Origin of the sequence: Lewinella sp. 4G2, from assembly GCF_001625015.1 — a bacterium.
GTDB lineage: Bacteria > Bacteroidota > Bacteroidia > Chitinophagales > Saprospiraceae > Neolewinella.
Genome location: NZ_LVWJ02000014.1, coordinates 2,881,079 through 2,898,371 on the forward strand (window position 1 = coordinate 2,881,079; position 17,293 = coordinate 2,898,371).

Annotated in this window: 11 protein-coding genes; 6 read left to right on the forward strand and 5 right to left on the reverse strand. The window is 54.4% G+C overall.

What is annotated here, in order from left to right; translation table 11 throughout:
• Positions 1–28 precede the first annotated feature (28 nt).
• The gene (locus tag A3850_RS12035; protein ID WP_157501099.1) at positions 29–1,297 is read left to right on the forward strand and encodes a hypothetical protein; all 1,269 of its coding nucleotides are present in this window, start codon (positions 29–31) and stop codon (positions 1,295–1,297) included.
• 159 nt (positions 1,298–1,456) lie between these two features.
• Here the strand turns inward: A3850_RS12035 and sucC are convergent, their stop codons facing one another.
• The 5 genes from sucC to tnpA all read right to left on the reverse strand — a co-directional run bounded on the left by sucC (position 1,457) and on the right by tnpA (position 6,385).
• The gene (gene sucC, locus A3850_RS12040) at positions 1,457–2,659 is read right to left on the reverse strand and encodes an ADP-forming succinate--CoA ligase subunit beta (RefSeq protein WP_068216821.1); all 1,203 of its coding nucleotides are present in this window, start codon (positions 2,657–2,659) and stop codon (positions 1,457–1,459) included.
• A gap of 135 nt (positions 2,660–2,794) precedes the next feature.
• Positions 2,795–3,292, reverse strand: coding sequence for an RDD family protein (locus tag A3850_RS12045; RefSeq protein WP_068216823.1), 498 nt, complete (start codon positions 3,290–3,292; stop codon positions 2,795–2,797).
• A 129-nt stretch (positions 3,293–3,421) separates the two neighbouring features.
• The gene (locus tag A3850_RS12050) at positions 3,422–3,901 is read right to left on the reverse strand and encodes an RDD family protein (protein WP_068216825.1); all 480 of its coding nucleotides are present in this window, start codon (positions 3,899–3,901) and stop codon (positions 3,422–3,424) included.
• 52 nt (positions 3,902–3,953) lie between these two features.
• Positions 3,954–5,498, reverse strand: coding sequence for a cryptochrome/photolyase family protein (locus A3850_RS12055; protein WP_068216827.1), 1,545 nt, complete (start codon positions 5,496–5,498; stop codon positions 3,954–3,956).
• A gap of 398 nt (positions 5,499–5,896) precedes the next feature.
• Positions 5,897–6,385: an IS200/IS605 family transposase gene (gene tnpA / locus A3850_RS12060; RefSeq protein WP_076639948.1), complete on the reverse strand. Its 489-nt coding sequence runs from the start codon at positions 6,383–6,385 to the stop codon at positions 5,897–5,899.
• 192 nt (positions 6,386–6,577) lie between these two features.
• Here tnpA and A3850_RS12065 point away from each other — a divergent pair, with 192 nt between their 5' ends.
• The 5 genes from A3850_RS12065 to A3850_RS12085 all read left to right on the forward strand — a co-directional run bounded on the left by A3850_RS12065 (position 6,578) and on the right by A3850_RS12085 (position 17,271).
• Positions 6,578–9,703, forward strand: coding sequence for a glycosyl hydrolase (locus A3850_RS12065; RefSeq protein ID WP_076639949.1), 3,126 nt, complete (start codon positions 6,578–6,580; stop codon positions 9,701–9,703).
• 302 nt (positions 9,704–10,005) lie between these two features.
• Positions 10,006–11,211: a M48 family metalloprotease gene (locus tag A3850_RS12070; protein ID WP_197494044.1), complete on the forward strand. Its 1,206-nt coding sequence runs from the start codon at positions 10,006–10,008 to the stop codon at positions 11,209–11,211.
• Positions 11,212–11,226: 15 nt separating this feature from the next.
• Entirely contained in the window at positions 11,227–12,744 is a 1,518-nt protein-coding gene (locus A3850_RS12075) for a DUF6770 family protein (protein WP_157501101.1), read from the forward strand.
• A gap of 393 nt (positions 12,745–13,137) precedes the next feature.
• Complete coding sequence (locus A3850_RS12080) at positions 13,138–14,187, forward strand: hypothetical protein (protein WP_068216836.1); 1,050 nt, start codon at positions 13,138–13,140, stop codon at positions 14,185–14,187.
• 75 nt (positions 14,188–14,262) lie between these two features.
• Positions 14,263–17,271 (forward strand): T9SS type A sorting domain-containing protein, encoded by a 3,009-nt coding sequence (locus A3850_RS12085; protein ID WP_068216839.1) that lies wholly within the window; start codon positions 14,263–14,265, stop codon positions 17,269–17,271.
• Positions 17,272–17,293 lie beyond the last annotated feature (22 nt).

Sequence of the window (17,293 nt, forward strand, 5' to 3'; positions counted from 1 at the left end):
TATCCGTGCGGACAATACTTTTACGCGAATGATCCGACCCATGTTCAAGTACACTTCCCCGCTTTTGCCGATCCTCGCCGTATTAATCCTTTCCCTCGTCGGTTGCAAAACGGACGATCAGGTTGGGGACGTCAGCTCGGGGACCAGTACCCAGGTTGCACCACCTACTCCCACAGCACCTGCGGCAGCGCCCATTCCGTATACCTTCGAACCGGGTATCCGCTTTGGCCGGATGGATTACTTCACCCGCCCCGAAGACCTGAATTTTCTCTACCCAAATAAGCTGATCAAGGCCAAGATTCACGTCGGTGAGGGGCAGTTTGTGGACGGATACCGCGTGCAGAGCGGACGGGAAACTGAATTTGAAGTGCTGCTGCCCAGTGAGGAAATGGGGCTGCCGACGATGTCCATCAAGGTTTTTCGGAAGGGCGGGCCGTGGAAATTCGCCGGCACCAACGTAGGTGTAGGCACACCCCTCGACGCGCTGATTGAAGCTAATGGCGACCACTTCGAATTCTCCGGTTGGGGCTGGGATTACGGTGGCGCCATCACGAATTGGAAGGGCGGAAACCTAACGGGATTACGTGGCTCGCTAATGTTCGAGCAGGAGATCCTGGAGCTGGATACCATCCCGGAAACGCTCTACGGAGACCATACCGTGAGTACGGCAGATGACCGCCTGTTCGGACTGGGCGTGCACCTGGAGGAGATCCAATTCACCTTCGATGACCCCGCTACCATCAAAGGAAGCCTGCTGAAAACCAAGGACAATAGCATCGTGCCCGGCGTCCGCCTGGGGGATATTTACGGAGGCACCACCGTTGCCGAATTCAAGGAAAAATTTGCCGGCGAATACGAAGTAGCCGACTTCGACGAACCCGGCGGTCTGGTACTAAAAGGCTACCGCGTCTACCCAAATACCGCCAACGAATTCCTGATCGCCTTCCCTGAGGAGAACCCCTACGAAGCAAAGGAACTCCGCATCCAACTGGAGCGCGCGGATAGCAACTGGAAGGTAGCGGGCACGAACGTGGGCGTCGGCAGCACCCTCGCCGAAGTGCAACTAGCCAACGGCAAACCCTTCGAACTGATGAGCTACAACTGGGAAAACGCCGGCGAAGTGATGGACTGGGACGGCGGCCACCTCAAAGGCACCTTCCTCTTCATCGGCGATGCCTTAACTGCAGACGGCAAGCGATTGGAGTACAATGAGGAAATGCAGATCCTAAGTAATGATAGGAAACTACGGGAGTTGATGCCGGTGGTTAGTAAGATTGACCTATACCTGGCGGAGTGAGGACTTGGTGCTTTGGTATTTTGGTGCTTTGGTCCAAAGCACCAAAATACCAAAGCACCACCACGAAGTAGCAGCGTAGCTAAAGCACCCCTAACTAAATAAGAAAGCCCCCGACGACACATTGTCACCGAGGGCTTTCTATTTCTGTAATCCAGCGCTTTACGCCAGCACCGACTTCACCACGTCAGCCGCATCCTGCAGCGTAATGGCGGACTTCACGTTCAGTCCAGATTCGTCGATCATCTTCTTAGCTTCCACGGCATTGGTACCCTGGAGACGCACGATGATGGGAACCTTGATGTCACCAATGTTTTGGTAGGCATCGATGACACCCTGAGCGACGCGATCACAGCGGACGATGCCGCCGAAGATGTTGATGAGGATGGCTTCCACCTTGTCATCGCGCAGGATCATGCGGAAGGCTTTCTCCACGCGTTCGGCGTCGGCCGTACCCCCTACGTCGAGGAAGTTGGCGGGCTCGCCACCGGAGAGCTTGATGATGTCCATCGTCGCCATCGCGAGGCCGGCACCGTTAACCATGCAGCCGACGTTGCCGTCGAGGTTAACGTAGTTGAGGCCGTATTCGCCGGCTTCCACTTCGGTGGGGTCTTCTTCGGTCTTGTCGCGCATGGCGGCAATGTCCTTGTGGCGGTAAAGCGCGTTGGCGTCGACGCTGAACTTACAGTCGACGGCGATGATCTCGTCGTTGGCGTTGTGCAGGGTAGGGTTGATCTCGATCAAAGCGGAGTCCGCACCGAGATAGGCGGCGTAGAGCTTGTAGATGAACTTGGTCATGTTCTTGAACGCCTGGCCGGAGAGACCAAGGTTGAAGGCTACTTCCCGGGCGTTGAAACCCTGGAGACCGAGTTCTGGATCGATGTAGGTCTTGTGAACGAGCTCGGGCGTTTCTTCCGCAACGGCCTCGATGTCCATACCACCCTTGACGGAGTGGATGATGACGTTTTGCTTGCGGGCACGGTCCATGAGGATGGATACGTAGTATTCCTTACAGGCGTCAAAGTCGGGAGCGTATGCGTCTTCGGCGACGAGGATCTTGTTGACTTGCTTGCCTTCGCCGTCCATTCCACCGGGGGTCTGGGGCGTTTTGAGCTGCATGCCTAAGATGTTGGAGATGTGCTCCTTGGCCTCGTTGCGGTTCTTGGCCAGTTTTACTCCACCGCCCTTACCGCGGCCACCGGCGTGGATCTGCGCCTTGATGACAGCGAATTCGCTGCCGGATTCCGCGCTGAGTTTATCGTAATTGGCCATGGCTTCTTCCACCGTGTCGGCTGCGTAGCCCTTCTGGATGGGGACGCCGTACTTTTCGAGGATGGATTTGCCTTGGTATTCGTGGAGGTTCATATGTGGGCTATTGTATTTAGCGGGTTGGTTACCGGGCGCGAAGATAGTTCGCGGCGGCTTATCTATTAAGGCTTCAGCTTAGGGGATGTTGAGTAGCTACGGGAAAATCAACGCAGGAGCGATGGAAATTCGGCATTAGTCCCAATTGGAGGTTCCCCGTGACTTATCGCTCTCATCAATCACGATGGTTTTGGACCATTTGTCGTGCCAGCCGATGATGGGCTCTTTGCCCAGAAAGCTGAGAGGATCGAAGGGGACAATTCTGCTAATCGTCCGAATCATGATGTCTTCCATGGACACCGGATTGCCATCCCGCTTCACCGTCCTTGTTTTGGTGATCATCTTGCCCAGTGATTTGCCTTCGAGCAGACCTTCGGTAAGTGGGTAATAGATGATGATCAGTAGCGCGCCGAGCAAGTAGTCCGTAATCTGATTGTTCTCATCGAATAGGGCGGTATCCAAAATTTCAGGATAAATGGCACCTAAAATAACTCCGATAACTAGGCCAAGCACGGTGTACCCCGCGTAATCAATGAGGTAATTCAAAAAGCGTTTGCCGCGGCTGGCGATGGGGAAGTTTTCGTAGGGGGTGGTGTCGGAGAAGCCTTGGTCTAGGAGGGTGTCGTTTAGCATTTCTAGGTGGGGTGTGGTTTAAATGTAAGCAGATTTTCGAAGTCATAGGCTGACATACATCTCAAGGGAAGGCCCATGCACCGACCGACTAATTCTATTTTTATAGCCCGAGCCTTAACAGTATTGCTATCAAAGTAGGTCCTCATTTAAGACAGATCCCACTTCAATCACCAGCGTCTGACTGTAACGGTCGTGTAAGCCAATAGGCCGTTCGTCTCCAAAATAGGACAGCAGTTCCAGTGGGATCAGCCGGCAAAGTGACCGTTTTAACACCTGAGTAAAAGAGATTTTTGAACCATCAAGTCGGACAGCACGTGTTTTGGTTATAAGCTTCCCGAGAGACCGGCCACTCAGTAGTGATTCACTGATCACGTAATACAAAAAGTACAGAAGAAGGTAGATCAAGCCAGGCAAATGGCTATCGATGAAAATAAGAGCCTCCGCCGAGAGAAATTGATGAAGCGTTACCATCATCAACCAGTACGTCAAGGTTGAGAAGAAAAAATAAAACAGAAGGTCCAGTGCGAATGCATAAGCTCGGCGTTGCTTCGAGGCAATCATTATGATACGCGAATCGCTCGCTAAATCTCCGTCTAGTGTTTCTCGCATGTCAGCTGCATTTGCTGACCATGAAGGTAAGCATCGTCTAATCAGCTGCTACCTACAACTCCTCCCGGTGCGCCTTCACCCACTCCGCCCGCTCCAAAATGGCGGCTTTCTCTTCCCCATCCTTTTTGTCCCAGGTCCGGTACATGAAAGCCATGCGAAAATTCTTCTCAAACTTGTCACGGTGGCGCTCCAGGAAATCCCAGTAAAGGGAGTTGAAGGGGCAGGCCTTTTCGCCGACTTTCTTCTTGTGGTCGTAGTGGCAGTTCTTACAGTAGTCGCTCATCTTGTTGATGTAGTTGGCGCTGCTGCAGTAGGGTTTGGTAGCGATTAGACCGCCGTCGGCGCGTTGGGACATCCCCCTCGTATTGGTGATTTCCACCCATTCAATCGCATCGATGTAGACGCCGAGGTACCAGGCATCGACGTCGTCCGGGTGGGCACCGAGGACGAGGGCGAAGTTCCCCGTCACCATTAAGCGTTGGATGTGGTGGGCGTAGGCGTTGTCCAGGCTCTGGTTAACGGCGTGGGAGAGGCAGTTCATCTTGGTGTCGCCCGTCCAGTACCACTTGGGGAGGCTAAGCTGGTGGTCCAGGTCATTTTTGTAGGAGAACTCCGGCATCTTGGCCCAGTAGACCCCGCGCATGTATTCCCGCCAGCCGATGATCTGACGGACGAAGCCCTCTAGTTGGTTAAAGGTGATCTCGCTGCTTCGTTTGCGGTAGGTCTCGATGGCCGCGTCGATCACCTCCTTTGGAGAAATCATCTTGAGGTTCATCGCGAAACTCAAGTTAGCGTGATAGAGGAGGGGGTGCTTCTCCGTCATCGCATCCTGGTAGGTGCCGAAGAATTGGAGGCGGTTATCGCAGAAATCGTGCATCGCCTCCAGGCACTCGTTGCGGGTGACGGGGTAGGTGAAAAGGTTATCACGCATCCGCCCCATAGTTTCGATCCCGTTGCGTTCGATCATGGCGACGATGTCGCTGGCGTCCCGCTCGAAGATGCTGGCTTCGGGGAAAACAATGTCCTTGGGCAGGGAGCCCCGATTTTCCTGGTCGTAGTTCCACGTCCCGGTTTCTGGCTCGCCGGAGGGATCCATTAATACCTGATGGCGCTTGCGCATTGTCCGGTAGAAGGTCTCCATGAGGTAGGTCTTCTTCCCCTTGAAGATCTCCTCCAGGTCGTCGCGGGTGGACATAAAGTGTTCGGTATCTACCACTTCGATTACTCCTCCAAAACTTTCTGATAATGATTTAAGCTCTTCGTCTAGCCGGTATTCATCCGGTAGCTGGTAGCCCAACTTCTTAGCGCCGATTTCCTCAGCGAGCGCTAGCAGGTTATCGCTAATGGATTCCAGTTGCGCCTCCCGCGTTTCATCGAGCGTTCGGTATACGACTTGGTGGCCGGCGTCCCGAGCCCACTCCGCGAAGTGCCGCATCGCCAGGAAGAACCCCGTGATCTTCTGGACGTGGTGCTTTGTATACGTCGCCTCCGACCAGGTTTCGAAGAGGGCGTAGGTGACGTCGTCGTCGACTTCGTTGAACCAGCTGTGGTGTTGGTTGAGTTGGTCGCCGAGGATGAGGCGGAGGGTTTTGGGCATGGGGTGGTTCCTTTTTTGGTGGAACGGTGGGGTGGGGGTTTGGTTTTTTGGGAGGGTGGGTTTAGAAGTCATCGAAAGCCCAGGGTCTTCAGCCTTCGGCTTCGGGACCCTGGGTTTCGGGGGACCCCTTCAGGGTCTAACGTTCTAAGTGTCATCGAAAGCCCAGGGTCTTCAGCCTTCGGCTTCGGGAACACGGGTTACGGTGACCTGTTCAGGGTCTAGCGCCGTAGGTGTCATCGAGTACCCAGGGTCTTCAGCCTTCGGCTTCGGGACCCTGGGTTTCGGGGGACCCCTTCAGGATCTAGCGTCCTAGGTGTCCTCGAATACCCAGGGTCTTCAGCCTTCGGCTTCGGGACCCTGGGTTAAGGGGGACCCCTTCAGGGTCCTGTGTGCCCGTACTAGGCAGCCAGTACTTCAGGGTCTGGTGGGAAGAGGTATCGTAAATCGAACTCTACGCCATGCCTAGTTAGCAGACCGATTAATTCACTCTGAAAGGAGCTATTTCGCGCTGAGGAAGCGTGGTGAAGCTTTTGATTTTCCACGTATTCCGTCAGCTCATCGAGGTTCGCGTAGTGGGCGGAGAATGATGCGAAGCCATTTTGCCACCCGATCCAATCGTAGTGAGAGTGGCGTAATTTTATGTACTTGGTCGACTTCTTCTTGACCTCCCGAATCAACTCTGCTATCGACCGTGTCCGCGGTAGCGTATGGATGATGTGGACGTGGTCCTCTACGCCATTGATACGAATGACGTGGCTATCCAACGTCTTAAGAATCCGTGTCATCTCGCGATATAAGTCGGGCTCGAACTCAGAAGATATTAGCGGCCTCCGGTATTTGGTGGAGAAGACCGAATGAATGACGATCCGGGAAAGTGATTGTGCCATGCTGCTGTAGTTTTGTTTGTTTTTCACGTAATATTAAACATAATTCTATAAATAAACACGAATTGTGTCAAATTTACTGAGTTGGACCCTGAAAGGGTCCCCATTAGCCCAGGGTCCCAAGGTCCGAAGGACCGACGACCCTAGGCGAATTATCCACCCCATCCCTATCTTCCCCCTCAAATCACGCCCAAAATGCGCTACCTCCTCCTCCTAGCCCTCCTCCTCGCCCAAATCCCCTTCCCCCAATCACTCGGCACCCGCGTCAGCGCCCAGGAACTGGAGGCGATGGCGAAAACCAGTTCCCTCCAATTCCGCAACATCGGACCCTTCCGCGGCGGGCGATCGTGTGCCGTGACGGGCGTGGCGGGCAAGCCGAACCTCTACTATTTCGGGGCAACCGGCGGCGGCGTTTGGAAGACCAAGGACGGTGGCCAGACCTGGACGAACGTTTCCGACGGCTATTTCGGCGGCTCCGTCGGGGCGATCGCGGTGGCACCCAGCAACCCGAACGTACTCTACGTTGGGGGCGGGGAGAAGACGGTGCGCGGAAACGTCAGCTACGGCTACGGAGTCTGGAAATCGATCGACGGGGGGAAATCGTGGCAACAAACGGGGCTCAACAACTCGCGCCACATCGGCCGCATCCGCGTGGACCGCAACGACCCGAACCTCGTCTACGCTGCCGTGATGGGCGACCTTTATAAAGACACCGAAGAACGCGGCGTTTACCGCTCCAAAGACGGTGGCCAGACCTGGGAACGCATTCTCTTTGCGGGCGCTGCCGCAGGTGCCGTGGATTTGGACATCGACGCCTCCAACCCGAGGATCCTCTTCGCTAGTACCTGGAAAATCCGCCGAACGCCGTACAGCCTCTCCAGCGGAGGTGAAGGGAGCGCCCTCTGGAAAAGTACGGACGGCGGCGACACCTGGCTGGATATCTCCTCCGCAAAAGGACTGCCGAGCGGCACCTGGGGCATCAACGCCGTGGCCATCAGCCCCGTGGACGGCGAACGCGTCTACGCCATCATCGAAAACGAAAATGGCGGCGTTTTCGTGAGCAACGACGGCGGCGAAACCTGGGCCAAACGCAACGACGACCGCGCCCTCCGCCAACGCGCCTGGTACTACACCCGGATCTACGCCGACCCGGTGGACGTCGACGGCGTCTACGTCATGAACGTGAACTACCACTACAGCCTGGATGGCGGGCAGACCTTTGAATTCCACCGTGCGCCCCACGGCGACCATCACGACCTCTGGATCGCCCCCGAAAACCCCGAACGGATGATCATCGGCGACGACGGCGGCGCCCAGGTGAGTTTCGACCGGGGCGAAAACTGGTCGACCTACTACAACCAACCCACCTCCCAATTCTACCGGGTAACGACGGATAACCACTTCCCCTACCGCATCTACGGCGCGCAGCAGGACAACTCAACCATCCGCATCCCGCACCGGACGGACGGCGGCACCATCGGAGAAGCCGACTGGGAAAGCACCGCCGGTGGGGAATCCGCCCACATCGCCCCGGATCCCAATAATCCGGACGTCGTCTACGGCGGCAGCTACGACGGTTTCTTCACGCGCTACGACCACGCGACGGGCCAACGCCGCGCCATCAACGTGTGGCCGGATAACCCGATGGGCCACGGTGCGGAAGGGATGAAATATCGCTTCCAGTGGAACTTCCCCATCTTTTTCGGGGCCGATGGTGAGACCTTATATACTACGAGCCAACACGTCCACAAAAGCACGGACGAAGGGGAGACGTGGGAGATCATCAGCCCGGACCTCACCCGCAACGAAGCCGAAAAACTCGGCCCTTCCGGAGGCCCCATTACGAAGGACAATACCTCCGTGGAATACTACGCGACCATCTTCGCCGCCACCGAAAGCCATCGCGAGCCCGGTTTGATGTGGGCGGCTTCGGACGACGGCCTCGTCCACGTGAAAACGCCCGGCAGCGCCGACGGTGAGTGGACGAACGTCACCCCACGCGACGCACCGAAGTACATCATGTGGAACTCCGTCGAAGTGGACGACGCTCGGGAGGGTGCCGTATTCCTCGCTGGCACCAGTTACAAATCAGGCGACTACACCCCTTACCTCTACCACCTGACGGATTCCGGCAAAAAGGCCAACCGGATCGACGCTGGCATCCCGCGTGATGAGTTTACCCGCGTCGTTCGTCAGTACCGCAAATCACCGAATATCCTTTTTGCGGGGACGGAAAAGGGCCTGCACATCAGCTACGATACCGGCCGCTCGTGGGAACCTTTTCAGCAAAACCTCCCCATCGTCCCCATTACTGATCTGACGATCAAAGACGACAACCTCATTGTCGCTACCCAGGGTCGCGCCTTCTGGATTTTGGACGACCTGACGATACTAACGCAGTTGAAGGACGTTGCCGCCGACGCTGCCTTCCACCTCTTCCAACCCGCCGACGCCTGGCGGATGGGTGGCTCAACGCGCAGTAGCCGGACGTCCGGCCAGAACCACCCCGGTGGCGTCAACTTCCACCTCTGGCTTACGGAGGACACGGCCAAGGATACCAATGAATATTTCCTCCGCATTGAGCAGGGTGGGGAGGTCATCCGCGAGTGGACCACCACCGATAAGGATAACATGCTGGAGCTGAAGCCCGGTGGCCAGGTTGTTAACTGGGACCTTCGCTATCCCTCCGGTACCAAGGTGCCGGGGATGATCCTCTGGTGGGCGGGCACCGGCGGGCCGATGGCGCTGCCCGGCGACTACGTGGCCACCTTTGGTACGGAGGGCAACGAGCAATCCCGCGAATTCACCGTCAAGGCAGACCCCCGCGTGACGGCGAGCGAGGCGGACCAACTGGCCCAGTTCAATTTCATGAAGGAGGTGCGGGATAAGGTCAGTGAGGCCCACCAGGCCATCATCGACTTGCGGGAGGTCCGCGACCAGATCAAGACCTTTCAATCTCGCTTACCCGAAGATTCCGCGGAGGAGTTGAAGGCGTTCGGCAAGACCATCATCGAGGAGTTAACCGAGGTGGAGGAAACGCTGTACCAAACCAAAAACCGTTCCGGGCAGGATCCGCTCAATTATCCCATCCGGCTGACGAATAAACTTGCTCATTTGAATAGCCTCGTCGGCGTTGGTACCTTCAAACCGACAGCGTCCTCCTACGCGGTGAAGGCGGAGATGACGGCGGCTATTGATGTGGAGTTGGCGAAGTATCGCTCGGTGATGCAGGAGAAGGTCCCGGCGTATAATCGGATGATCATGGCGGCTGAGGTGCCGGTGATCGCGGTACCGGTGGGGGAGAAGGATGCGCGGAAGTAGCGGTCTGGTTCTCCTACGAAGTAGGGTGCCTGAATTTTATCCGTACTTTCGCTAACGCAAACGCCCTATTAAGTTGACCGCCAGCTTTTGTTGTGTTGTCGAGTCTGGAATTTTAGATCACCCCCGTTATTTTACGTTTTTCTATTAGCCTCCTATTGTTATTGCCTTTTCTAGTTGCCCCTTCACTGTTCGGGCAAGTAGCCTGGCAAGGTATAGGCCCTTACTTACCGGCGGATACGGCTTCTACCTTTACGCTAATTCGCAACAAAGTCGAAGAAGCAACTTCAACTTGGGAGGGTGAAGTGCCCCCCTCCTACCTCCAAGTGTTTGAACGACGATCCGCAGCCTTGATTGAAGGCGTATTGGACGAAGAATTTTATTTCGAACCAAGCGCCACCGCTTACCTGGAAGGGATTTTGTTGGAAGTTGCCGCAGCCAATGGTATTGAATTTTCTCCACTGCTATTGATTGAGCGATCTCCTACGGTGAATGCCTACAGTATGGGCCACGGGCTCTTCGTAGTCACGACTGGCTTGTTGGCAAACATGCCCCGGCGCGATCAACTTGTCTTCATTCTGGCGCATGAACTGGCCCACGACCAGCTGGATCACCTGGGTGATAAACTCGCCCAGCTTCCACCAATCCCAGAGGACGCTCAAAGTGAAAGAGATAAGCGTGCCGCCAGGAGAGCGCAGCGAAAAGAACTGAAGGAGCGCGGCCAATTCGCCATGATGAAAGACCAGCGTGACCAACTGTACAACGCTCGACGCTTCAACCGCGCCAATGAGTTGGAAGCCGATTCTATGGCTGCCGTCTACCTACAGCAAACCAAGTACGACGTTCTGCGTGCAGCAGATGCACTGGCCAATCTCAACCCTGGCGTTGCTTTCAATATTACCAGGGAACAAACCGTATCCGCCCTTACCAGTGCTGGTTACCCACTACAGGAACATTGGTTACGCGCTAAGGCAACGATGTTTGGCGGTTCCTTTGGCAAGAAGGAAACTGAGGAGGCAGAAGAGGAATATTTCTGGGCGGCTGACAGCCTCCGAACACACCCGGATATTGACTTACGACTGGCCAGGTTAGGCCTGGATTCTGCGCTCGCACGCAACGGTGCGTCCGCTGTCGACCATCCGCTGGCTACCCTGGCCCAGCGAGAACAGATGGCCCTGTACGATGCGGCTGAGTTGCCCATCCACACCATTTGTTTGGCTATACCTTACCTGGATAAGCCGGAAGACCCTAATTACCTGATTGCCCAGGCTTTTGTCGCCCGGTCTCTCGATCGTATCGGTCGCTCGATCCCGGAACACAACTACGCGAAAATGGTTCCCCCAGCCGCTCACTTCGAAGCGGAGGGTGCCCACCTTTTAGTGGAAATGACTCAAAGAATGAATGCTGGTGATCTGCGGCAGCTTGCCCTCGCCCTAGCGGAAGATGCCAAAAGAGAATTTCCGGATTCATCAATATTTACCGCGCTCCTATTAGAGCTGCGCGCTGACTAATACAACCCCACAACCATGTTATCAAGACTTACGCTAACAACTTTGCTTTGCCTTTTCACCCTTTCCTTCTTAAGTGCGCAGAGCGTCACCATGAACGAGCTCTACGGTGTGAACCTGCGCCAGAGCGGTGCCATCGACAATAACGGTACGGTAACCGGCTACTACTTTCTGACGGTCCGCCAGAAAGAGCGCCGCGTAAAAGGAAAGAAGAAACCTCAAATCACTAAGAATTATCACCTCGAGCTTTACGACGTCGATATGGCGAAAATTGGTGAGAAGGTAATCAGAGATAAGCCTGGCTTGGCGATTCGGCAGGTCGCCTACAACGGAACCTACCTGGCCGTCAAAATGGCTAACCACGTTGATGAACGTAAGTGGGTGGAACTCCTGGACGGAAGCGGCGAAACCGTTAATCGCGCTACGTTGAAATACAGCGCTTACGATGATCCTAAATTAGTCGCCAGTTTTGCAAATTATGGTTTCAAAGAGCTACATTCTATCCCGGGTGGTTTCGTCAACGTCGACGTCATGGCGGAGAAGAAGCTAGGCCGTAGTAAGTACGAGGTCAAGTTCATCTCGAACGAGAAGGAGGTAAAAGGTTGGACGAAACGGAGCTCCTCAAAAAGTAAGGACTACGAGTTCTCTACCTTCATTACGACAACCGATAGTCTAGCCATCTACAACGTATGGACGCGCCCGAACTTGCTTAGCCAGAAAATGGAGGGTGCCATTGCCGGTGTCCATTTAAGAACGGGCAAGCTAGTCTTCAAGCGCCAAGTAAAAGGTGATGAAAACACAGTTGCCTGGTCATCTGGCCAAGTGGTTGATGACCAGATCATGATTACCGGCCATGACGTTGGCTCCAGCAATAAAATTTACACGGACTCGCCCAAGGGGCTGAATGCCGTATGGTTTGATCTAGAAGGGAAGCAAATCAACCAGAAGCGCCTGTCGATGGATGAAGTATTTCAGTTTACCAGCGCCTCAATCGGTGGAATTAAGGGTAAAAACCTCTATATCCACGAAACAGCCATTGACGAAAAGGGCAATTTTATCATCGCCTGCGAATACTACAATAGCTTCAACGGTGGCCTCTCCGCTCTTGAAGGTTTGGTCATTGGCCTTGACGAAACCTTTAATCTTGAGGCCGTAGCGCTGGTTGAGAAGGGTAGGTCGCGAAACGGTGAAGGCATCGCAAGAACACTCTCGGGTGGTATTAGTCTTGGCCGGAAGGAAACTGTCGCTGCGATCGCGGCGGCTAACGGGGAGTTTGACCATGCGCTGCTGCACACGGAGGCGGGCGCGACAACCGTTGCCTACTTTGGTGGAAATAAGACCGTTCGTCAAGACGGCAACCTTTCGATTTTCGTCAACTTGGTGAAAGATGGCCAAATCAAGCAGGAGAAAATGTCTTTCAGCGCCAACACTGATTTTGTGCGCATCCTACCCGCTCGCCCCGGCTACATCGCGGTTGCCGAGTACGACAAAGACACTAAAAGCCTCAACGTCCGGGTAGAACGACTCAATTTCTGATCATTCTATACCTACTCATTGCCAATCATCAACCATTCAGAACGTTTGAGGAACTGCATGGCTGATGATTGGCTTATTTTTTTCAGGGCGCTGCCGCAGGTGCGGTGTGAATGAGGGGAAGGATGGGCAGAAGTAGGAGGGCAGCTTTTCTCTTAAAGACCGTTGTTTCCCATCCCCCACCTATATTTAACCCGTCTTAGTCTTACAACACCCTATTGTTTACCCTTTACCTATTAACATGAAACACTTAACCTGTACCTGGTAGCCCTGTTTTTAGGGACTACCGGCCAACTCTTCGCGCAACAAATTCCCTACGGTGTTGGCTTCATCGATGCCGAGCAAACCGCCGAACAAACGCGCGTTATTCAAGGAACCTACCCTGTTAGCAACGGCGTGTATCTGGATTTTGTCGAATCCGGTACTAACGACGGTATTATCAGTTATTTTGATGGTACGACTGCGCGGGACATCTTCACCACTGCTCAGCCCATCCGGGTGATTGGTGTGAGCGAAGATGGATTGTTTCTCCGCTCGTTTGATGGAAGCAATTTGGCTACCCTTATAGGTCTATCACGAGACGGAGTTGCAACGAATCTCAATCCTGACGGCTTTGCCCTGGAAACTACCGCCGTCGTCGATGACAAATTGTGGGTCTTTACGGAGCAGGGCATCTTTAGCTACGATGTTGCCGGGACAGAGACCATCGTCGAAGCTGATTACGCTGGTTGCGCATGCGGGGAATTCATAGCAGCCCCGGTGTTGACGGAAGACTACATCTTCTATCCATTGGGCGATGCATTTCAAGTGCGGCGGCGGACTGGGGACTTGGTTGCCTCCAGCATCCTCTCCTCCGCGGAGGCGCTCGTTGAGTCCAACGGGGTGATGTTCGGCGTTAGCCAGGAAGTGCTAAAGGCCTTCAACCTGACTGACCTGGTAGAGAATGATCTTAATCGAAATAATGAGTTTGTAGAAATCGAGCGGGTTACCAAAACCACCTCGGGAATCGTCTTTTTCGCGGATGACGAGGATGGTGTTCTACGCGAGCTGTATGGAACGGATGGCACGGTAGCCGGTACCCGCTATTTGGCAGTTGATGCACCAAGCAGCATTTTCGATCGCCTCATCGAGCCCTACGAAAGTGGGCGTAATGATGCAGGTGTATTTGTATTTACAGGTTTTCAGGATGACGGCGAACAGTACCAGCTGTACGCCACTGATGGTACGCTAAACGGTACCCTCGCAATCGCTGACCCCTTCCCGGTAACGAATCTCCGAACCTTCAAGGTGAGAGCCGTAGACCGCTTATCCGATGGTTCCATCGCCACAGAAATTATGGATGGCCGTACAGATATGGATACTTCCTTGATCTATAACATTCAGTTAGATGGCGCGGCTCCGTCGGCAACGCTCGTCGCAAGTCTGGAAACGGACTTTGCCGTATAACCGCCACTACTAATTGGTGATCGCTACTTCATTGGTGACAGTAGGTTCAGCAAAAATTACTATTCGATCGGGCAGGTGCCCGGTGACGTTTTTGAACTCGAGGGTGGGCCATACGAGGAAGCTTATCATCAGGATGGTGAGGACGCCGTCTATCTGCGGAAGGATTTATTTCGAGAGGATTTTACTGAGCTATACATAAGCGACATCGCTTCACCGGCGGTCACCTTAATTACCGAAATCCGGGAAGATTTTTCCCTAAATGGCCGTAACGCCGTGCCGATCGCTTTCGGCAGCCGGCAGTACGTCTACACGTTTGACGACCTCGAGGGCGAATCCATTTATGAAGCCCTCCTGGACCAACCGAGCCAGCTGTTGGGCGACTTTTCGGACCGCACCATAGGGGATAGAATTGATGCCCTGGTGGACCTGGAAGATTACTTCCTGGTCGGAAAAACCGCAAGAAGTGGCAGTATTTCGAGTGCTTGGGTTTCCGACGGGACCGAGGAGTCCTCCCAACGAGTTCCCGGGCTGACCACGGTGAGCGGTGATTACCGGTATGTCGGGCAAATTGGAAATAACCTATACCTAGGCGGACGGGGTTCCAATGGAGGGGATTTCGTTGAATATGATCCGACAACCGGCCAATCCACTGTATTACCCCAATTCCCGGACGAATCTCCAGGAATTTATCACAGCCCTACCGTATACAAAGGGAGCCTTTACGTAATGCAGACGCTGGGCTTTTTTTCATCGGCCCGCCATGAACTCAGGGTATTGCGTTACACACCCGGCCAGGAAGCCGTAGATACCATTTACTTCTACGACAATCAGTTTTCTCCCATCAACGCAGGATTGGACGCCATGGGTACCGACGGGGAAACGCTGTATTTTACCTCGATGCGTCGCAGCGATCAAATCGATATCTTCAGCTATCAGGGTAACGATACCGACCCGGTTATAACTGATTTTGTAAGTAGCTCAGAAAACGGTGAGTTTCCCAGCTTTCACCGTGATGGTGATCGCTTATTCTTTTACCACGGTCGAGGCTTCCAAGCCTCCAGACTCAAGCAACTAAAGAACGGTTTGCTCAGCGAATACTTTGTGGAAATAGGTGCGGTTGAAAGCATTGTTCGATCGGGGGGTCTATCCATTATCGCCTCACGATTCGGGCGCGCGAGCGCCTTTGGGGAAAACGATGCCGTTGTGTTGGTAGAAGACCCAATGTTCTTGATCCGAGAAAATACGCTCGCAGCTTCCGCTACTCAGGGTGCCTACTTCATCCGCGAAAACCGGGATGATGGATTCCGACTCTGGAGAACGGACGGTACCCTTGAATCAACCGCTGAAGTACTTGCCTTACCCGTCGGCGACAATAACTTTTTGACTGATGTCGCTATGCGGATTGTCGGTGATCTTGCGGTGGTCGTATCAACGGATGAGCAAGGTGCCACCGCTCTGGTCATCAATTTACTCACGCTGGAAATAACGGAGTTGGACGTAGAAGTGACTGGTATCGAGGGTAGCCGCATTCCCATACTACAACAAGGTAACCGCGTCTATTTCCCCGCTTTCGCCGAAGGCTACGGTATTGAACCTCACTACATCGAAATTGCCGGGCAGGACTTCATCACCGGCCGGGTGTTCCGAGACTTCGACGCTGACGGGGAATTGAACATGGAGGATATCGGTCTGAAGGGCGTCACCATCAGAAACGGGGAGGGGCTACGAAGCTTCACCGGCCAAAACGGGGAATACGCCATCCCGGCTGAGGCTGGCGTTGAGTACACCATCTCCGCGGACCCACCCGAATGTTACGAGCTAACTACCGCCGGAAGCTATCCGGTCACCTACGAATCGGGCTTCTCGACTTCACTTGATTTTGGTTTCAAACTCAATAAGTCAACCGCCAGCGTAAGGTCGCTCGTCGTCTCCGGCCCGGTCCGCTGTAACGTGGAGGTCCCCTTCTGGCTGACGGTCCTCAACGACGGTTGCCAACCCCATGCCGGGACGGTGGATCTTATCCTCAGTGACCAGGTGAGTTTCGTCTCCAGCGATAGCACGCCAGTATCCCAAACTACCGATCGCATTCAATTCAGCTACGATACGCTCCAACCGGGCGGGGAATCGCAGATTGAAGTCATCCTGCAAATGCCCGATGAGTTGTCAACTGGCGACCTCATTACGCTAAGTATGGTCGCCGCCTTTGAAGACGCAACTACGGAAGTCGTCGCCGATACGTTTGAATTTCGGGAAGTCCTCCGTTGTGCTTATGACCCCAACGATAAGCAGGTCAGTCCGAGCCGGACGGAACCCTCCAACAGCAATTACACCCAACTCGACGAGATGCTGCGTTACACCATCCGCTTCCAGAATACCGGAAATGATACGGCCCAAACCGTGCGGATTGAGGACCAGTTGAGTTCCGACCTGGACTGGGAGACCTTCCGCCCCCTTACGTCGAGCCACCCATTCTCTACCAACCTGACCAAGGCCGGAAGAGTTACCTTCACCTTTGACGATATCCTTCTGCCGGATTCAACCACTAACCTAACGGGCAGCCAGGGCTTCGTCACCTTCGAGATTGCCGCGAATCCTGATCTGACGGACTTCACCCGAATCAACAATACGGCCAGTATCTTTTTCGACTTTAATCGGCCCATCGTCACCAATACGGTGAGCTCCACCCTCGTCGAATTTTTGGACCAGGATGAAGATGGTGCCCTCTTCTACGAAGATTGCAACGATATGGACCCACTGATTTCTCCGTTCGCCGAAGAGATCCCGGGTAATGACGTGGACGAGAATTGCGACGGCTCACTGTTCCCGGTCAGCACGGATCAACCGGCCTTGGTCGGCGTGAGCATCTTCCCGAACCCAACTTCTGGCCGGGTAACGGTAACCTACTCCGGCAACCAACGCCTATCGTATAAAGTCTTCGATCTCTTCGGGCGCCAATTGCGCGCCGGAGCGTTTAGCGGCAGAGCAAGTGTAGATATCAACGATTTGCCGAGTGGCGGCTACTTCCTGCAAGTTGTTGATATTGCGTCCGGAAGGGTAGCGGTAGAGCATCTGCGGAAGTGGTAGGTGTGGATTGTAGCTACCACCA

Excerpts from the sequence above, each read along its gene's own strand:
- sucC (WP_068216821.1), bottom strand. The coding sequence starts at position 2,659 with ATGAACCTCCACGAATACCAAGGCAAATCCATCCTCGAAAAGTACGGC.
- A3850_RS12035 (WP_157501099.1), top strand. The coding sequence starts at position 29 with ATGATCCGACCCATGTTCAAGTACACTTCCCCGCTTTTGCCGATCCTC.
- tnpA (WP_076639948.1), bottom strand. The coding sequence starts at position 6,385 with ATGGCACAATCACTTTCCCGGATCGTCATTCATTCGGTCTTCTCCACC.
- A3850_RS12055 (WP_068216827.1), bottom strand. The coding sequence starts at position 5,498 with ATGCCCAAAACCCTCCGCCTCATCCTCGGCGACCAACTCAACCAACAC.
- A3850_RS12075 (WP_157501101.1), top strand. The coding sequence starts at position 11,227 with ATGTTATCAAGACTTACGCTAACAACTTTGCTTTGCCTTTTCACCCTT.
- A3850_RS12050 (WP_068216825.1), bottom strand. The coding sequence starts at position 3,901 with ATGCGAGAAACACTAGACGGAGATTTAGCGAGCGATTCGCGTATCATA.
- A3850_RS12045 (WP_068216823.1), bottom strand. The coding sequence starts at position 3,292 with ATGCTAAACGACACCCTCCTAGACCAAGGCTTCTCCGACACCACCCCC.
- A3850_RS12065 (WP_076639949.1), top strand. The coding sequence starts at position 6,578 with ATGCGCTACCTCCTCCTCCTAGCCCTCCTCCTCGCCCAAATCCCCTTC.